Raw genomic sequence first — 16,068 nt, 5'->3', positions numbered from 1 at the left:
AGCTGTGACGGAGGCGTCCTGGCCCGTGGTCCCGGTGGGACAACGGTTGCGGGTGGCGGTGGGGTCCACTGTGGAGGGTCAGCCGGTGGCGGTGGACCTGAAACCCCGTTCGCTGGGCGGGATCGGCGCGCACGGGCTGGTCACCGGACTGAGTGAGGCGGCCAGGGGTGACGCGCTGCGCGCGCTGCTGCTGGGGCTGGTCGGCACCCATTCGCCGGACACACTGAACCTGTTCCTGCTGGACGCCGAGGCCGGGGCGGTCTTCGCCGGGTTCGAGACCGTGCCGCAGCTCGCCCACCTGCTCACCGGCCCGGACGCGGCCGCGCAGGTGCTGACCGCGTTGCGCGCGGAGAGCACCAGGCGGGCGGAGTTGTTGCGGCAGCGCGGGATGCGCACCCAGCACGACTACGAGCGGGCCCGGCACTACGACCCCGCGCTGGACCCGATGACCACCCTGGTCGTGGTGGTCAACCGGCTGCTCAAGCTGGACCGGCTGGCGCCGGGGCTGGTCGAGCTGATCCGGGACGAGGCGACCGGCTGGCAGGACCGGGGCGTGCACCTGGTCGCGACCGTGGACCAGGTCACCGACCTGCCGGGTGGGCTGGCGAAGTACTTCGGCTTCGAGCTGAACATCAGGGACAGCGATCTGGTGCTGTGGCCCTCGGGGCAGGATCCCGTTGTCTGCCAGCCACTTCCGCCCGTGGATGTGACCGAGGGCCTGGCCGCGTTGCCCTTCGGCGGCGCGATCCCGGAGCCACTGCTGCTGCCGCCGCTGGCCGAGCGGATGGCGCTGGACACCATGCTGCCGCCCCTGGCCACCAGCGCGGAGCTGGGCCTGCACTCCCCCGGCGAACCGCGGCTGGCCCCGGTCGTCGGTCTGGTGGACCGGCGCGACGAGCGGCGGCGAGCGCCGTACCGGCTGGATCTGTCCACAGGGGACGGTCACGCGCTGGTCGTCGGCGATCCGTCCGCCGGGGTGGAGGAGGTGCTGCACAACGCCGCGCTGAGCCTGGCGCTGGCCAACACCCCGGCCCACCTCCAGCTCTACGTGCTGGACTTCGCCGGTGAGTCGCTGCTGGCGCTGCGCGAGCTGCCGCACACCAGGGTGGCCGCCGGGTACCAGGACTTCTCCCTGCTCTGGCACACCGCCACCGACCTGGCCGCGCTCGTGGACCGGCGGGAACTGGCCCGGCGCAACGGAACCGGGGAGCGGGAACCGGCCGCGGTGGTGGTGCTGGTGCACGGCTGGTACGGCCTGCGCCGCACCACCAACGTGCACGACGCGGTGTGGGACCTGATCTGCCGGGGGCCGGGGGTGAACGTGCACGTGCTGCTGGGCATCCACCGCTGGGTCGAACTGGACGGCGCGCTGGCCGACGCCTTCAGCACCCGGCTGGAACTCCGGTTGTCCGCCCCGCACTACTCGGCGGTGGATCCGGTGCTGGCCAAGCAGATCACCGGCCGAGGGCACGGGCTGACCGGCCAGGCCGAGCCGTTCCTGGCCGCGCTGCCGGTCTTCCAGGACGAAGCCCAGCCGGTGGCGGCCATCGACCTGGCCTGGACCGGGGATCGGCCCAGGCAGTTGCGGCCGTTGCCCACGATGCTGCCGATCGCCGAGGTGCCCGCGGGCGAGCGGTGGCCGCTGGGGGTGCTGGAGGGCGAACTCCAGGGCTTCGGGTTCGGCTGGAAGCAGCACCTGCTGTGCTTCGGCGAGTTCCACAGCGGGCGCACCAACGTGCTGCGCGCACTGCTGCACCACCTCACCAGCTCGCTCACCCCGGACAAGGCCGTGGTCGCCGGGATCGACCCCCGGCGCAACTGGCTCGGCGCGGTCGAGGGCGAATGGCTGCTCACCTACCTGACCCAGACCGGCAAGCTGGAGGTCCCGATCGGCGAGATCCGGGCCTCCCTGGTCAAACGGCGGGACGAGGGCCGCGGCACCGGCCCCGACGTGTACCTGGTGATCGACGACTACGAGCTGACCCAGTCCACCGAGGTGCTCGACACCCTGGCCGAGCTGCTGCCGCACGCCAAGCAGATCGGGCTGCACCTGATCATCGCCGGGCGCTACCTGCGCCGCACCGACCCGCTGCTCACCGCGCTGGACTACGGCGAGACGCTGGTGCTGCTGCTCAACGGCGATCCGGCGACCCCGGACGTGGTCACCGGCCTGAACCCGTACGTGCTGCCGCCGGGCTGTGCCCAGCTCTACCGGGACAACCGGCCGACTCAGCTCGTGCAGCTGGGCTGGGTCCCCGAGCAGTGAGCGGCGATCCGGCATGATCGGCGGGTGAGTACCAGCGCGCCCCGGTCCGGGGGTCCCTCCGCCCTGATGCTGCCGGTCATGATGATCGTGGTGATCGGCGGGGTGGCCGGGCTCGGTTTCCTGGCCGGACTCGGTCCCGCCGCGGTGCTCGGCGCGTTGTCCGCGATGTTCTGCCTGATCGCGGCCTTCGGCGGCGCGCTGTGGCCGGACCTGAAGCTGCTCGCGGTGTTCGCGCCGGCCATGGTGCTGGTGGTGGCCGGGCCGCGGTTGCTGGCCGAGGTGTCGGTGGCCGCGGCCATCGCGGTGCTGACCGTGATCGTGTTCGCGGTGGCCTTGCTGCCCACCTTCGGGCCGCGGTTCATCACCGTCGGGCTCGGGCTGGGCATGGGCGCGCTGTTCGGGTACGCCTTCCAGACCACCGGCACCGCCAGTGTCTGGCAGGTGGTGTTCGCGCCCGCGCTCGGCGCGGCCGTGGTGATCGTGTGCCGGCTGCTGCTCGGGCTGCGGGACCCGGACAAGCCGACCAGGACCGCGGTGGCCGGCATGCTCACCGCCACCGACGTGCGCGGACCGGACGCGGCGATCCGGGCCTGGCGCGGGGACCGGCAGCGGAAGTGGCTGGGGCAGGTGCTCGACGGCGGACTGCGCTACCGCACCAAGCTCTTCCTGCTCACCGACCGGGTGCACCAGCTCGACGAGGCACTGGCCACCGAGCTGCGCGCGCTGCTGGACGCGGCCAAGGCCGAGGCAGCCGCACTGGCCGCGGCGGTGGTGGACGGCAGTGCGCCGCCCGCGCCGGAGCGGCCCGCCACCCCGGCCGAGCTGCCCGGCGAGACCTCGGCGATGGTGGTCACGCTGTGGGACGGCCTGGACCGGGTGCGCACCGCGCTGACCGACCGGGACCGGACGCCGACCGAGTCCCGGCTGGGCGCGGAGTACCCGGGCGAGCGGCTGATCGAGGCCATCTCCTGGCAGTCCGCCCAGTTCCGGCACGCGCTGCGCTGCGCGCTCGGCGTGCTGCTGGCCCTGCTCATCGCCGCCCAGCGACCAGGCGACCCGCTGATGCCGTCCTTCCTGATGGCGGTGTTCATGATCATGCAGCCGGACTGGCGGGCCAGTGCGCTCAAGGCCTGGCAGCGCTCGGCTGGCACCCTGCTCGGCGCGCTCGCCCTGGTCGCGGTGCTGTGGGTGCTGCCGCAGGCCGCGCTGATGCCGATCGGACTGGTCGCGATGATGATCGGGTTCGGCTTCCAGCAGCGCTATCCGATCATCTTCAACGGCTGCATGGTGCTGATGCTGGTCGGCATGAACGCCACCACCCGGCACCTGGACCCGGGCCCGGTGCTGGTGGAGTACGTGCTGCTGATCTTGCTCGCGGTGGGCATCGGGCTGCTGTTCGGCTTCGCCGTGGTGCCTGGCATGCGCACCCCGTCCCCGCTGGAACGGCTGCGCCGGGCCACCGAGGGCGCCAGGGCCGGGCTGACCGCGATCACCGAACGGCTCGGGCAGTCCTGGGCCGAACTGGACGTGCGCGCGCTGATCAGGGACCAGCGCCGCAGTGCCGCGCGGCTGCACGAACTGCTCGGCGGTCAGCTCAAGGGCCGGGACGACACCGAGGTGAACCGGACCGCGCTGGCCCAGGCCGACGACGCGTTGCGCGGCCTGCGCAGCGGCACCGCCGGCCTGCTCATGCACGGCGGCGACCCGGCACTGACCAGGGACACCCTGGACTGGCTGGTGCGCGCGCTGGAGGAGACCGGGCAGGCGGCCGAACCGCCGGAGCCGCGCACCGAGGAGCAGCGGCTGCTGATCGACAGCCTGGCCGCGGACGTGGTCGGCCTGCGGCGGGCGACCTCGATGATCAGCCCGGGATAGGGCGGCCGAAGTACGTGAGGATCGTCTCCCTGCTGTCCCTGGGCGCGGTCTTGTTCCGCCGCTGGTGGCCGCACTTCTCGCAGCGCTGCACCACGAAGTAGGCGTCCTTGCTGATGCCCGCGGCCACCGGCGGCATCAGTCCGCCGCAGGTCGCGGCCCGGTCGCCGGGGTTGACGTCCACGTGCCGGGACCACAGGCAGTGCGGGCAGTGGTTGGTGTAACCGTTACCACGCACCGTGCGCTCGCAGTGACCGCAGGTGAAGTCCTCGACCCGCCGGGTGAACCGGGCCGCCCCCGCGCCGGAATCGGTCGCGTCCTCATACTTAGGCATGGCTATCCTCACCGCGTGACCACGGTCGATAAGCGGCAACCGGTGACGACCAGGCGGTCGGCACGGGCCGGTCTGTCGCGCCCACTCGGCTTGCTCCTCGCCCTCGGTGTGCTGCTGCTGATGTCCGTGCTGTCCATCATGGTCGGCAGCACCGACCTGGGTTTCGGCGAGGTCTTCCGCGCGGTGTTCCGGCCGGATGACCCGGACTCCAGCGCCATCGTGCAGGGCCTGCGGATGCCGCGCACCGGCTTCGGCCTCGCGGTCGGCGCGGCGCTGGGCCTGGCCGGCGCGCTGATGCAGGGCGTGACCCGCAACGCGCTGGCCGACCCTGGCATCCTCGGGGTCACCTCGGGCGCGGCCTTCGGCGTGACGCTGTCCGCGCTGCTGGGCGGGCTCGGCTCGTTCTACGGCTACGTGTGGTTCGCCTTCGCCGGCGCGCTGATCGCCACCGTGGTGGTCTTCGGCCTGGGCAGCCTCGGCCGGGACGGCGCGCGACCGGCCAAACTCGCGCTGGCCGGGGCCGCGGTCTCGGCGATGCTCAACTCGATGGTCTCCGCGGTGCTGCTGCTGGACGCGGCCACCCTCAACCGGTACCGGTTCTGGGCGGTCGGCGCGATCAACGGCCAGGACCCGAAGGTGCTCGCCCAGCTGCTGCCGTTCCTGCTCGTCGGCGCGGTGCTGGCGTTCGCGGTCAGCCCGGCGCTGAACAGCCTGGCGCTGGGTGAGGACGTGGCCAAGGCGCTGGGGCACAACGTCGGGCGGATCAGGGTGATCTCGATCGTCGCGATCACCCTGCTGGCCGGCGCGGCCACGGCCGCCTGCGGACCGATGGTCTTCCTCGGCCTGGTGGTGCCGCACATGGCCAGGCAGCTCACCGGGCCGGACCACCGCTGGGTCATGGTCTACTCGGCGGTGCTGGCGCCGATCCTGTTGCTGGCCGCGGACATCCTCGGCCGGGTGCTGGCCCGGCCGGAGGAACTCCAGGTCGGGATCATCGTGGCCTGCCTCGGCGCGCCCTTCTTCATCGCGCTGGTCCGCCGCCAGCGCCTCCCGGAGCTGTGATCGTGACGACCACCGTGAAGCTGGGCAACCGGGTCCGCGTCAGCGTGCTCTCGGCACTGCTGGCCGCGTTGACCCTGCTGATGTTCTGCGTCAGCCTCGCCGTCGGCGAGTTCCAGCTCGGCCTGGACGAGGTGGTGGCCGCCCTCGGCGGCATCGGCGACTACGCCACCCTGCTGGTGGTGCAGGAACTCCGGCTGCCAAGGGCGCTGGTCGGACTGCTGGTCGGCCTGGCCTTCGGCATCTCCGGCGCGCTGTTCCAGTCGCTGACCCGGAATCCGTTGGCCAGCCCCGATTTCATCGGCATCACCGGCGGCGCGAACGTGGTCGTGGTGGCGGGCACCGCACTCGGCCTCGGCAGCGGGCTCGGCGTGCCGCTGCTGGCGTTGCTGGGTTCGCTGGCCTCGGCCTTCGCCGTGTACACCCTCGCCTGGAAGCGCGGCACCACCGGCTACCGGATCGTGCTGGTCGGTATCGGCGTGCAGGCGGTGTGCACCGGCGCGACGAGTTATCTGTTGCTGCGCCTGGGGGTCTACGACGCGCAGGGCGCGATGGTGTGGCTCACCGGCACGCTCAACGCACGCGACTTCGGCCACGTGGCCTGGATCGCGGTGGCCCTGGTGCTGTTGCTGCCGCCCACCCTGCTGCTGCGCCGCTGGCTGGACGCGTTGCAGTTCAACGACGACACCGCCACCGGGCTGGGCATCCCGGTGCAGCGGGCCAGGCTCTCCCTCGGCCTGATCGCGGTCGGCCTGGCCGCGGTGGCCACCGCGGCCGCCGGACCGATCGTCTTCGTCGCACTGGTCTCCCCGCAGCTCGCGCTGCGGCTGTGCCGGTCGGCGACCCCGCCCCTGCTGGCCTCCGGGCTGACCGGGGCCCTGCTCCTGCTCGTCAGCGACCTGATCGCCCGCACCCTGCTGCCCGCCGAACTGCCGGTGGGCGTGGTGACCGGGGTGGTCGGGGCGCCGTTCCTGTTGTGGCTGCTGGCCAGGGCCAACCGCGCCAACGCCGGCTGAAAGGAAAGAACATGCTGGGAAGGACCCGTCACCTGCTGCGAGGGGGCGCGCTGCTGGCCGCCGCCGGACTGCTCGCCGCCTGCGGCGCCACCGGCCCGACCGGCGGTGGCTCGTGGGAGTTCACCGACGACCGCGGCGAGAAGATCAGCCTGCCGGCCAGGCCGACCCGGATCGTGGCCCAGTCCGCGGCCGCTGGCACGCTGTGGGACTTCGGGGTCAAGGTCACCGGCGTGTTCGGCCCGCAGAAGCTGGCCGACGGCCGCACCGACCCGCAGATCGGCAACGTGGACCTGAACTCGGTGCAGTCGGTGGGCTCCACCTACGGTGAGTTCAACCTGGAGAAGTTCGCCTCGCTGCGGCCAGAGCTGACCATCACCACGATGTATGACGAGACGCTCTGGTACGTGCCGGACACCGCCAAGGACAAGGTCAAGCCGACCGCCGGGATCAAGATCGGCGGCAAGCCGATCCCCGAGGTGCTGTCCCGGTTCAGCGCGCTGGCCGAAGCACTCGGCGCGGACGTCAAGGGCGGTCCGGTGGCCGCGGCCAAGGCCGACTTCGACAAGGCCGAGGCCGGTCTGCGGGAGGCGGCCAAGGCCAAGCCGGGCCTGAAGATCCTGGTGGTCAGCGCGACCAAGGACGACCTCTACATCGTGCGCCCGCAGGAGTCCGGCGACCTCAAGTACTTCCGCTCGCTCGGCCTGGACATCTACGAGCCCAAGGCGGGCGCGGACTACTTCCAGAAGGTGAGCTGGGAGCAGGTCAGGGAGTTCCCGGCCGACCTGGTGCTGGTGGACAACCGGGAGGCCCAGGCGCTGACCCCGACCCAGATGGCCGGGATCAGCACCTGGAAGCTGCACCCCGCGGTGCAGGCCGATCAGGTCGGACCGTGGTTCGCCGCGGCCCCGATGAGCTACCAGTCCTTCGCCAAGGTGATGAACGAGCTGGCCGAGCTGGTCCGCCGCTCGCGCACCGACGTGGTCGGCTGAACCGGCGGCCCGCCGCGCCTCAGCAGGAGGTGGCGGCGGGCACCCCGGCGAACCGGGACTTCAGCCAGGCCACCGCCATCGGCACCCCCGCGATGTTGCCCAGGATGTGCTCGGTGAGGTGGGTGGTGCGCCATTCCACCGTGGCACCGCGGGCGCAGTAGTCCGCGAGCAGTGGTTTGGCCACCTTGAACGGGATGACCTCGTCGAAGTCCCCGTGGAAGAGCAACACCGGCGCGGTCGGCTTGTGACTGCCCGGCACATCCGCTGCCAGCCGGGCGTCCCAGCGCGGGTCCTTGATCGGATCCGGCACCGTGCTGAGGTCCTTGAGCCGCTTGAACGCGCCGGTCAGCAGCATGGTGCCGATGATGCACTCGGTGCGCTGCTTGGCGATCAGCCGCTTCCCGGCCTCGTTGATGAACTCCGCTGGCAGGTCGGGGTAGGCGCCCATGTGCCCGGAGACCGCGCCGATCATCAGCGCGGAGAACGGGCCGCCGTCGATGGTCGGGAACAGCTGGCGCAGGTCCCGCGGGATGCCACCGGCGACCACGCCCGCCACCTGGAGTTCCGGCGCGTAGCTGGGCTGCAGCTCCCCCGCGTGGCTGGCGGCCTGGCCGCCCTGGGAGTAGCCGTAGATGCCCACCGGGCCGACCCCGAGTTCCGGTCCGGGGGTCTTCTGCGCGGCGCGGGCCGCGTCCAGCATGGCGTGCCCGGCGGCCGGGCCGACCGCCATCGTGTGCGGACCAGGGGTGCCGAGGCCCTGGTAGTCGGTGATCACCACGGCGAACCCGGCGAGCAGGAACTGGCCGATCAGGGCCACCTCGTTCTCGGTGCCGGTGCGCATCTTGTAGGAGGGCGCGCAGGTCTCGTGCAGGCCGTGCGCGCCGACGGCGTAGCTGACCAGCTGACGCGGTTTGCCGGTGGACGGGGTGCGCGGCACCAGGATCGTGCCGGAGACCGCCATCGGCGCGCCGGCGGCCGAGGTGGAGCGGTAGAGGATCTGCCAGGCCGAGACCGGCACCTCCAGGCCGAGCACGGTGACCTTGACCTGACGGGATCGCAGCAGGTCACCGGGCTTTCCGGCGGGCAGCGGATTCGGCGGTTGGTAGAAGGGGTCGGCGGAGGGCAGGGGTACCGCGGCCGGGGCTGCGGTGGCGGTGCCGGGCAGGGTGGTCAGCGCCAACACGGTCAGCAGACAGGCGCTGAGCAGGCGGAGTCGGGGGGACGGCGACACGGGCGACCTCCTGGACGCTCGCTCTGGTAATCGAGATTTTCACACGCTAGGCCGTCCGGACCAGATGTGGCAATGGTCATGACCACTTAACAATCGAACACCCCCCGAACGATCTACGCTGGTCGTATGGCCCAGGAGACGGGGACCACCGCGCGCATCTACCGCGGCATGCGTCCCGAACAGCGCAAGGCCGACCGCCGAGCCCGGCTGGTCGAGGCCGCGCTGGAGCTGTTCACCACCGCCGGCTACCACGGCACCCGCATCGAGCAGCTGTGCACGCACGCCGGGGTCTCCACGCGGAACTTCTACGAGGAGTTCGCGAACAAGGAGGCCCTGCTGCTGAGCCTGCACAACGACATCAACGCGGTCGCGCTGCACCACGTGGTCGGCGCGCTGCGCACGCTGCCGGAGGCCGCGGACGCACCGGCCCGCATCGGCACCCTGCTGGATGTGTTCATGGCCGACATCACCGCCGACCCGCGCAGGCCCCGGCTGGCCTACGTGGAGGCGGTCGGGGTGAGCCCGGCGATGGAGCGCCAGCACCAGCGCTGGGTGGCCGAGTGGACCACGCTGATCGAGGGCGAGGCCACCCGCGCGGCCCGCCGCGGCCAGGCCCCTGACCGGGACTACCACCTGATCGCGACCGCGCTGGTGGGTGCGGTGACCGGGCTGCTGCGGGAGTGGCAGGCGGCCGAGCGGCCGTTGCCGGCGGCCGAGGTGACCGCGGCCATGCGGCACCTGATGGTCGCCGCGATCACGACCCCCTAGACGTCGTAGTCCAGGCTGTACTTCACCGTGGTCTCGGTGTCGAAGACGATCGTGCCCTCGCCCTCGATACCCCGGAACCGGCCGGTGCCGCCGACGATGGCGGCCCGGTGGGTCTCCTGGCTGGCCAGCTTCCTGGTCACCCGGGCGGTGGTGTGGATCTCCGCGTTGTCCTGGAAGCGGAAGATGTGCAGGCACTGCGCCTCGATCAGCGGCGGCAGGTCCACGGTCAGCGCGACCACGGTGCAGTTGATGGTGAGCTTGCCCGCCGCCGAGCCGTCGGTGTTGGCCAGCTCGGACTGCACCGCGTAACCGGTGCCGGGCACCGGGAACTGCGGCAGCGTGATCAGCTTGCGGGTGGCGGTGAAGTTCAGCGTGGTGCCGGGGGTTGCGGTGGCGGCTGGGCTGACGGCGACGGCCGCGAGCAGGGCGGCCAGGGCGGCGATTCGGCGCATCCGTCCACGCTAGGGGTCCATTGTGGACGTCAACAGCGTTCGCCACGGACGAGTGCGGGTTCCCGCTTCGGGGTGATCTCCGGCTGCGCTGCGTGCCTGCGCAGCCGCCAGGCCAGCACCAGCAACAGCAGCACGTGCACCGCCAGCAGCAGCCGTTCGGTGAGGCCGCTGTAGCCGCGTTCGCCGAGCAGCCACAGCGGTCGCGCCAGCGGCAGGAAGGTGACCAGGAAGGCCAGCACCCCGGCCAGTCCGAGGGTGGAGAGCACCCGCAGTGTGCGGGTCAGCGAGGCCCACTCCGGATGCGCGCGGAACTGCGCCGCCAGCAGCAATCCGGCCAGTGGCAAGGTGATGAACCCGGTCAGCGCGGCGTAGCGGTGCACAGCCCCGTGCGCGGTCAGCGGCTCGTGCACCGGTTCCATCGGGAACACCGCGGCGATGCCGAGGCCCACCGCCCACACCCCGATCAGCCAGGCCGCGGCCCGGCAGCCCGGCACCTTGGCGCTGATCAGCGCGGCGCCGAGGACCAGTGAGGCGAAGGCGGTGGCCAGCATGCTGATGCCGACCAGCCTGGCCCCCTGCCGGGTGAAGATGAACTCACTGAAGGTGGACCGGAACGGGTCCAACGCTCCGAAGTAGACGTAGTCGATGAAGAAGGCCACCGCGGCCGCGCAGGCCAGCCAGCACAGGGCCGAGGTGGCGAGCAGCCGGGTGAGCAGACGCAGTGTGGGATCCATGCGTTCGAGACTGGCCAGACCGGTTCTGTCTCGTCGTCACACCACGGGTTGACTCCGGAAACCGGACCAGCGGTTGACGATCGGCGGCCGGATCCTGGCTAGCGTCGGCGCCATGCGGAAACACCTCCAAGCCGGGTGGCGGGTGCTCGTCACCGCCAGGGACGCCGAGTGTGGCCCGCCGGTGGCCGGACTGCCCGGTCCGCTGTGGGTGCGCCACGCCATCACGACGGTGCTGTTCCTGTACCTGACCGCGGCCAACATCCTCACCTGGGGACACCTGTTCGGCACGCTGGTCGCGGTGGTGTTCGTCCTCGCGCACCTGCTGCCCTGGGCACTGAGCACGCGGTCGCCGCTGACGGCGTGGCGGCTGGCGATGGGCGTGCTGGTGACGCTGACCGTGGTCTCACCACTGCTCGACTTCCCCCGGATCCTCATGGGTCTGCCCAACCTGGAGCGGCCCTGGTCGATGGGCGCGCTGGCGCTGATCCCGGCGATCTACCAGGCCGCGGCCCGTGCGCCGCGCCAGTACCGGCTGCCGATCGGGGTGATCACCGTGGGGCTGACCATGCTCGCCAGCATGATCCCGCTGGGCGGCCGGGTGGACTCGTTCTTCCCGCCGCTGTTCGCCCTGGCCGCGGTGCTGGCCGGGGTGAGTCGCAGCCAGTTGCGCGACACCGAGTCCGAACTGGCCTGGGTGCGCCAGGACATGGCCGATGAACAGGCGAAGACCGCGGTGCTGCAGGAGCGCACCCGGATCGCCAGGGAACTGCACGACATCATCGCGCACCACCTGTCGATGATCGCGGTGCGCACCGATTCCGCGCCCTATCGACTGTCCATTTCGGACGATCGGGTGCGCGAAGAGCTTGCCCAGCTCGGCGTGGCCGCCCGGCAGGCGCTCGCGGAGACCCGCGGCCTGCTGGGGGTGCTGCGGGCCGAGGACGCCGGGCCGGAACTGGCGCCACAGCCGACGCTGGGCGAGTTGCCGGGACTGGTCGCGGCGGCGAACGAGTCGGGGCCCGCGGTGACGCTGACCGTCGAGGGCGAGCCGCGGCCGGTTCCGGCGGCGGTCGGGCTGGCGGTGTACCGGGTGACGCAGGAGGCGCTGAGCAACGCCCGGCGGCACAGCCCGGGGGCCGCCGTGCAGGTGTGGCTGCGGCACTTACCGGATGGGCTGCACCTGGTGGTGGACAACGATCCCGGCGCCGACCCGCCTGGCGAGGCCGGGCCGGGCAACGGGATCACCGGGATGCGCGAGCGGATCGGCATCGTCGGCGGCAGTTTCCAGGCCGGGCCGCGGCCGGACGGCGGGTATACCGTGCGGGCGAGCATTCCGTTGGCCGGCAACACCGAGGGGGCGGCGTGATCCGGGTCTTCGTGGTCGATGACCAGGCCATGGTGCGGGAGAGCTTCGCCGGGCTGCTCGGCGCGCAGGAGGGCATCGAGGTGCTCGGCGGCGCGGGTGACGGGATCGAGGCGCTGGCCCGGATCGCCGAGCTGGAGGCGCGCGGGCAGCGGCCGGACGTGGTGCTGATGGACATCCGGATGCCCCGCCTCGACGGCCTGGAGACCACCAGGCGACTACTCGGCGAACTGTCCACTTCGGACGATGAGTCGGCGGGGAACCCGTTGCGGGTGCTGGTGTTGACCACCTTCGATCTGGACGACTACGTGTTCGAGGCGTTGCGCGCCGGGGCCAGCGGGTTCCTGCTCAAGGACGCCCCCGCCGCCGAGCTGATCGCCGCGATCCGGGTGGTCGCGGCCGGGGAGGCGTTGCTGGCGCCGACGGTGACCCGCCGGTTGATCAGCGAGTTCGTCCGCACCCGGCCGGCCGCCCCGACCGCGCGGCCGGAGCGGCTGGCGGTGCTGACCAACCGGGAGACCGAGGTGCTCACCCTGGTGGCCAAGGGCCTGTCCAACACCGAGATCGCGGTGGAACTGGTGCTCTCCGAACAGACCGTGAAGACGCACCTGAACCGGATCCTGGCCAAGCTCGCGGTGCGCGACCGGGCCCAGGCCATCGTGCTGGCCTACGAGACCGGTCTGGTGCGCCCCGGTGTCTGAGCGGTCAGCTCCCGACGAAGGCGGTGGCGAGTTGCTCGCCCGCGCTGACCGCCTTGGCCGCGTTCTCGATCGGGGAGACCTTGGAACCCTTGAAGAAGATGTAGGTCACCGGTCCGTCGCTGCCGCCGTGGTGCGGGTCCGGGTTGATGCCCAGGTTCTTCGCCGCGGCGTAGGAGGCCTCGCCGATGATGCTGGCCGGACCGGTGTCGCCGACCACCGCGTACTGCACCTTGTTGTTGTAGATCACCGCGACCACGCCACCGCCGACGATCCCGTGCTTGCGGTAGTCGAAGGTCCCGCTCGGGCTGGGCACCACCACGTAGGGCAGCCTGGCCGAGATCAGCGGTTTGCCGTCGGACTGGTGGAAGGCGGTGTCCGGCTGGAACCACGGATCGGTGTTCTTGTTGCACTCCGGGGTGATCTGGCCGTCGCAGTCGATGTCCAGGTCCGCCCGCCAGTGCACCACCTTGGACTGGCCGCACACCGGCACGGTCGCGCCGGTCCCGGTGTCGGTGCGGTACTTGCCGGTGGAGATCTGGTTGCAGGAAGCCACTTTCGCCAGCAACTGCGCCGCGGTGGGTCCGCCTGCCGGCGCCGCGGCCACCGCCGGTCCGGTGAGTCCGGTGACGGCGAGCAGGGCTCCGGCGGCGAGCACGATCAGCTTGCGCATGTCCACCTCCCAGGTAAGAAAGATTTCCTTACGTGGCGGCGTTCTCCGAACTATCGACCCGGTGCGGGCGCCGGCGCAACCGACCTGAGTAGGTTCAGCCGGACAAAGCGGTCAGCGCCAGGCCGCGGCCAGGGTGATGGCCTGCTGCTGGTTCAGCCGGGGGTCGCACAGCGAGGTGTAGCAGCGGCCCAGGTCATCGGGCTCCACGCCGGCGCCGAGGCATTCGGTCACCGGGTCCGGGGTGGCCTCCAGGTGCAGGCCGCCCGCGATGCCGCCCTGTTCCGGCACGATCCGCTGGAACTGGCTGACCTCGGAGATCAGATCGGCCAGCAGCCGGGTCTTGACCCCGCCCGCCGCGCTGACCGTGTTGCCGTGCATGGGATCGCTCAGCCACACCACCGGATGCCCTGCCGCGCGCACCGCGGCCACCAGCGGCGCCAGCTCCGGCGTCCGGCGCGCACCGAAGCGGGCGATCAGGGTCAGCCTGCCGGGGGTGCGGTGCGGGTCGAGCACCTCGCACAGCTTGAGCAGGTCCGCCCGCGGCGTGGTCGGGCCGACCTTGCAGGCCACCGGGTTGGCCACCGAGGCGAGCAGGCGCACGTGCGCGCCGTCGGGCTGCCGGGTCCGGTCGCCGATCCACGGCCAGTGCGTGGAGGCCAGGAAGGTCTCGCCGTCGGGGTTCTTGCGCAGCAACGGGAGTTCGTAGTCCAGCACCAGGGCCTCGTGCGAGGTCCACACCGGCTGCCCGAACGGCCTGCGCGCACCGCGCAGCGCGCCGACGGCCACGCCGGCCGCGTCGTAGCAGGAGAGCAGCCGGGCCGAGTCCGGGCGCCGGGCGGCGGGATCGGCCTCGGGACCGTTGACCAGGTGCCCGCGGTAGGAGGGCAGGTCCAGCTGGCCGTGCCGTTCCGAGGGCTTGGAGCGGGGTTTGGCGAACTGGCCGGCGAACCGGCCCACCCGCGCCACCGGCAGTCCGCTGCCGCCGCCGACCACCCCGGCCAGCGCGTCCAGCATGGCCACCTTGCGCGCGATGTGTTCCGGCGTGCACTCGGCCGGGTCCTCGGCGCAGTCACCGGCCTGCACCACCTTGGCGCTGCCGGTGGACACCTCGGCCAGCCAGCGGCTCAGTCCGTCCACTTCGGACCAGTGCACCAGCCCCGGCCGGGCGGCCAGTTCGGCGCGGTGCGCCGCGGCCAGCGTCGGGTCGGTCCAGTTGGGTTGCTGCCGTGCGGGTAGTAGCTGCCAGTACGCCAGTTCCTCGGCCGCGAGCGACTCGCGGATCAGTTCGGTGTGCATCGGAGACCTCCAGCTCAGGCGATCTGCTCGATGCCCATGGCCAGCAACAACGTGCGGAACTTAGCGGCTGTCTCAGCCAGTTCGGCCTCCGGGCTGGAGTCCCCGACGATGCCGGCCCCGGCGAACAGCCGCAGCGAGTGGTCGTCGGCCTCGGCGCAGCGGATGGTGACCACCCAGTCGCCGTCGCCCCGGCCGTCGCACCAGCCGACCATGCCGGTGTAGAAGCCGCGATCGAAGGGCTCCAGGGCGTTGATGGTCTCCCTGGCCGCCTCCACCGGGGTGCCGCACACCGCGGGGGTCGGGTGCAGCGCGGCGGCCAGCTCCAGCGCGGAGCTGCGCTCGTCGGCCAGCTCGCCGGTGACCCTGGTGGACAGGTGCCACATGGTCGCGGTGCGCACCAGCTCGGGGGCGGCCGGCACGTCCAGGGTGCGGCAGTAGGGGCGGAGCGCGGCGGCCACCGCGTCCACCACCACCGCGTGCTCGTGCCGGTCCTTGGCCGAGACCAGCAGGGCGGCGGCGCGGCGCTGGTCCTCCTCCGGATCGGCACTGCGGGCGGCCGACCCGGCCAGCGGGTTGGACAGCACCTTGCCGCCCCGCCGGGACAGCAGCAGTTCGGGGCTGGCCCCGATCAGCGTGCGGCCGGGCAGGTCGGCGGCGAAGGAGTAGCCGGCGGGGTCCCGGCGGATGAGGTTGTTGAGCAGGCGGCCGAGGTCGACCGTGGTCGGCGCGGTCAGCGCCAGCGAACGGGCCAGCACCACCTTGTCCAACTCGCCCGAACCCAGCGGCGTGAGCGCGGCGCGCACCGAGCGCACATAGGCCGCGGGTTCGGGCACCGGGGTGATCTCCCACTCCGGCACGTTCATGCTCAGCTCGGGCAGCCGCACCTCACTCGAGAAGGCCTCGGCCCGGCGCACCACCTCCGGCACCACCAGGCTGGCGGCGGCGTTGTGGTCGAAGGGCACCGCGCCGACCACCAGCGCACCGGGCTCGGCCTCGGCCAGCACCTGGGCGACCCGGCCGGGCAGCGCGCGCAGTTCGCCCGGGGCGGCGACACTGGGCACGGGCGCGGCCACGCCTTCGGCGAGCAGCACTCCCCGTGGCGAGGAGAAGAAGAAGGACGATCCGGCGCGGTACTCCGACAGCAGCTCGACCGGGCTCACGGTGCTGGCGTGCCGCGTGGTCATGCGTCCTCACTTCGTCAACTACTTGCTAAGGGCAGGCTAACCTTCGTTAGTAGAACCTAGTCTGCCGCGCGGCCTCGACTACCACCCGGACGGGTGACTCTGATCACCGGTACGAATAAGTCGCGTACCCCCT

Annotated in this window: 15 protein-coding genes; 8 read left to right on the top strand and 7 right to left on the bottom strand. The window is 71.9% G+C overall.

Translation table 11 applies throughout. The features are described from left to right. Positions 1-4: 4 nt before the first annotated feature. Together HNR67_RS10475 and HNR67_RS10470 are read left to right on the top strand one after the other, a co-directional pair. A complete protein-coding gene (locus tag HNR67_RS10475; RefSeq protein ID WP_185001850.1) occupies positions 5-2,266 on the top strand; it encodes an FtsK/SpoIIIE domain-containing protein in 2,262 nt (753 codons plus the stop codon). A 24-nt stretch (positions 2,267-2,290) separates the two neighbouring features. Continuing rightward, the gene (locus tag HNR67_RS10470; protein ID WP_312986941.1) at positions 2,291-4,141 is read left to right on the top strand and encodes an FUSC family protein; all 1,851 of its coding nucleotides are present in this window, start codon (positions 2,291-2,293) and stop codon (positions 4,139-4,141) included. On the opposite strand, the gene HNR67_RS10465 is transcribed toward HNR67_RS10470, so the two are convergent. Then, positions 4,128-4,472: an RNHCP domain-containing protein gene (locus HNR67_RS10465; RefSeq protein WP_185001849.1), complete on the bottom strand. Its 345-nt coding sequence runs from the start codon at positions 4,470-4,472 to the stop codon at positions 4,128-4,130. The genes HNR67_RS10470 and HNR67_RS10465 overlap by 14 nt on opposite strands. A gap of 15 nt (positions 4,473-4,487) precedes the next feature. Between HNR67_RS10465 and HNR67_RS10460 the strand changes: the two genes are divergently transcribed. From HNR67_RS10460 to HNR67_RS10450, 3 genes are read left to right on the top strand one after another with little or no spacing between them, the layout of a single operon-like run. Next, the gene (locus tag HNR67_RS10460; protein ID WP_312986940.1) at positions 4,488-5,534 is read left to right on the top strand and encodes a FecCD family ABC transporter permease; all 1,047 of its coding nucleotides are present in this window, start codon (positions 4,488-4,490) and stop codon (positions 5,532-5,534) included. A gap of 2 nt (positions 5,535-5,536) precedes the next feature. Continuing rightward, positions 5,537-6,547, top strand: coding sequence for a FecCD family ABC transporter permease (locus HNR67_RS10455; protein WP_312986938.1), 1,011 nt, complete (start codon positions 5,537-5,539; stop codon positions 6,545-6,547). 11 nt (positions 6,548-6,558) lie between these two features. After that, positions 6,559-7,536 carry an ABC transporter substrate-binding protein gene (locus HNR67_RS10450; RefSeq protein WP_185001848.1) on the top strand — a complete coding sequence of 326 codons (978 nt, stop codon included), beginning with the start codon at positions 6,559-6,561 and terminating at the stop codon, positions 7,534-7,536. Between the two features lie 19 nt (positions 7,537-7,555). Here HNR67_RS10450 and HNR67_RS10445 read toward each other — a convergent pair whose 3' ends face one another. Next, complete coding sequence (locus HNR67_RS10445) at positions 7,556-8,767, bottom strand: lipase family protein (RefSeq protein WP_312986937.1); 1,212 nt, start codon at positions 8,765-8,767, stop codon at positions 7,556-7,558. Between the two features lie 126 nt (positions 8,768-8,893). Between HNR67_RS10445 and HNR67_RS10440 the strand changes: the two genes are divergently transcribed. After that, positions 8,894-9,535 (top strand): TetR/AcrR family transcriptional regulator, encoded by a 642-nt coding sequence (locus HNR67_RS10440; RefSeq protein WP_185001847.1) that lies wholly within the window; start codon positions 8,894-8,896, stop codon positions 9,533-9,535. Here the strand turns inward: HNR67_RS10440 and HNR67_RS10435 are convergent. Next, a complete protein-coding gene (locus HNR67_RS10435; RefSeq protein WP_185001846.1) occupies positions 9,532-9,987 on the bottom strand; it encodes a hypothetical protein in 456 nt (151 codons plus the stop codon). The genes HNR67_RS10440 and HNR67_RS10435 overlap by 4 nt on opposite strands. Positions 9,988-10,016: 29 nt before the next feature. Continuing rightward, complete coding sequence (locus HNR67_RS10430; protein WP_185001845.1) at positions 10,017-10,721, bottom strand: DUF998 domain-containing protein; 705 nt, start codon at positions 10,719-10,721, stop codon at positions 10,017-10,019. A gap of 112 nt (positions 10,722-10,833) precedes the next feature. Here HNR67_RS10430 and HNR67_RS46175 point away from each other — a divergent pair, with 112 nt between their 5' ends. Both HNR67_RS46175 and HNR67_RS10420 read left to right on the top strand, forming a co-directional pair. Further along, on the top strand, positions 10,834-12,087 hold the full coding sequence (locus HNR67_RS46175) for a sensor histidine kinase (RefSeq protein ID WP_185001844.1): 1,254 nt from the start codon (positions 10,834-10,836) through the stop codon (positions 12,085-12,087). Beyond that, on the top strand, positions 12,084-12,785 hold the full coding sequence (locus HNR67_RS10420; RefSeq protein ID WP_185001843.1) for a response regulator: 702 nt from the start codon (positions 12,084-12,086) through the stop codon (positions 12,783-12,785). The genes HNR67_RS46175 and HNR67_RS10420 overlap by 4 nt, the downstream gene beginning before the upstream one ends. Positions 12,786-12,789: 4 nt before the next feature. On the opposite strand, the gene HNR67_RS10415 is transcribed toward HNR67_RS10420, so the two are convergent. The 3 genes from HNR67_RS10415 to dhbC all read right to left on the bottom strand — a co-directional run bounded on the left by HNR67_RS10415 (position 12,790) and on the right by dhbC (position 15,935). Then, on the bottom strand, positions 12,790-13,455 hold the full coding sequence (locus HNR67_RS10415) for a glycoside hydrolase family 75 protein (protein ID WP_185001842.1): 666 nt from the start codon (positions 13,453-13,455) through the stop codon (positions 12,790-12,792). Positions 13,456-13,566: 111 nt separating this feature from the next. After that, entirely contained in the window at positions 13,567-14,751 is a 1,185-nt protein-coding gene (locus HNR67_RS10410) for a 3-deoxy-7-phosphoheptulonate synthase (protein ID WP_185001841.1), read from the bottom strand. A gap of 14 nt (positions 14,752-14,765) precedes the next feature. Continuing rightward, on the bottom strand, positions 14,766-15,935 hold the full coding sequence (gene dhbC, locus HNR67_RS10405) for an isochorismate synthase DhbC (protein WP_185001840.1): 1,170 nt from the start codon (positions 15,933-15,935) through the stop codon (positions 14,766-14,768). Between the last annotated feature and the right edge of the window lie 133 nt (positions 15,936-16,068).

It is taken from the genome of Crossiella cryophila (genome assembly GCF_014204915.1).
GTDB classification, from domain to species: Bacteria; Actinomycetota; Actinomycetes; order Mycobacteriales; family Pseudonocardiaceae; genus Crossiella; species Crossiella cryophila.
Note: the sequence above shows the minus strand (reverse complement) of the source record. Positions and strands in the feature narration are given on the sequence as shown.

Bases quoted from the DNA above. Each gene is read 5' to 3' on its own strand.
- HNR67_RS10465 (WP_185001849.1), bottom strand. From the start codon at position 4,472: ATGCCTAAGTATGAGGACGCGACCGATTCCGGCGCGGGGGCGGCCCGG.
- HNR67_RS10450 (WP_185001848.1), top strand. From the start codon at position 6,559: ATGCTGGGAAGGACCCGTCACCTGCTGCGAGGGGGCGCGCTGCTGGCC.
- HNR67_RS10440 (WP_185001847.1), top strand. From the start codon at position 8,894: ATGGCCCAGGAGACGGGGACCACCGCGCGCATCTACCGCGGCATGCGT.
- HNR67_RS10435 (WP_185001846.1), bottom strand. From the start codon at position 9,987: ATGCGCCGAATCGCCGCCCTGGCCGCCCTGCTCGCGGCCGTCGCCGTC.
- HNR67_RS10430 (WP_185001845.1), bottom strand. From the start codon at position 10,721: ATGGATCCCACACTGCGTCTGCTCACCCGGCTGCTCGCCACCTCGGCC.
- HNR67_RS46175 (WP_185001844.1), top strand. From the start codon at position 10,834: ATGCGGAAACACCTCCAAGCCGGGTGGCGGGTGCTCGTCACCGCCAGG.
- HNR67_RS10415 (WP_185001842.1), bottom strand. From the start codon at position 13,455: ATGCGCAAGCTGATCGTGCTCGCCGCCGGAGCCCTGCTCGCCGTCACC.
- HNR67_RS10410 (WP_185001841.1), bottom strand. From the start codon at position 14,751: ATGCACACCGAACTGATCCGCGAGTCGCTCGCGGCCGAGGAACTGGCG.
- dhbC (WP_185001840.1), bottom strand. From the start codon at position 15,935: ATGACCACGCGGCACGCCAGCACCGTGAGCCCGGTCGAGCTGCTGTCG.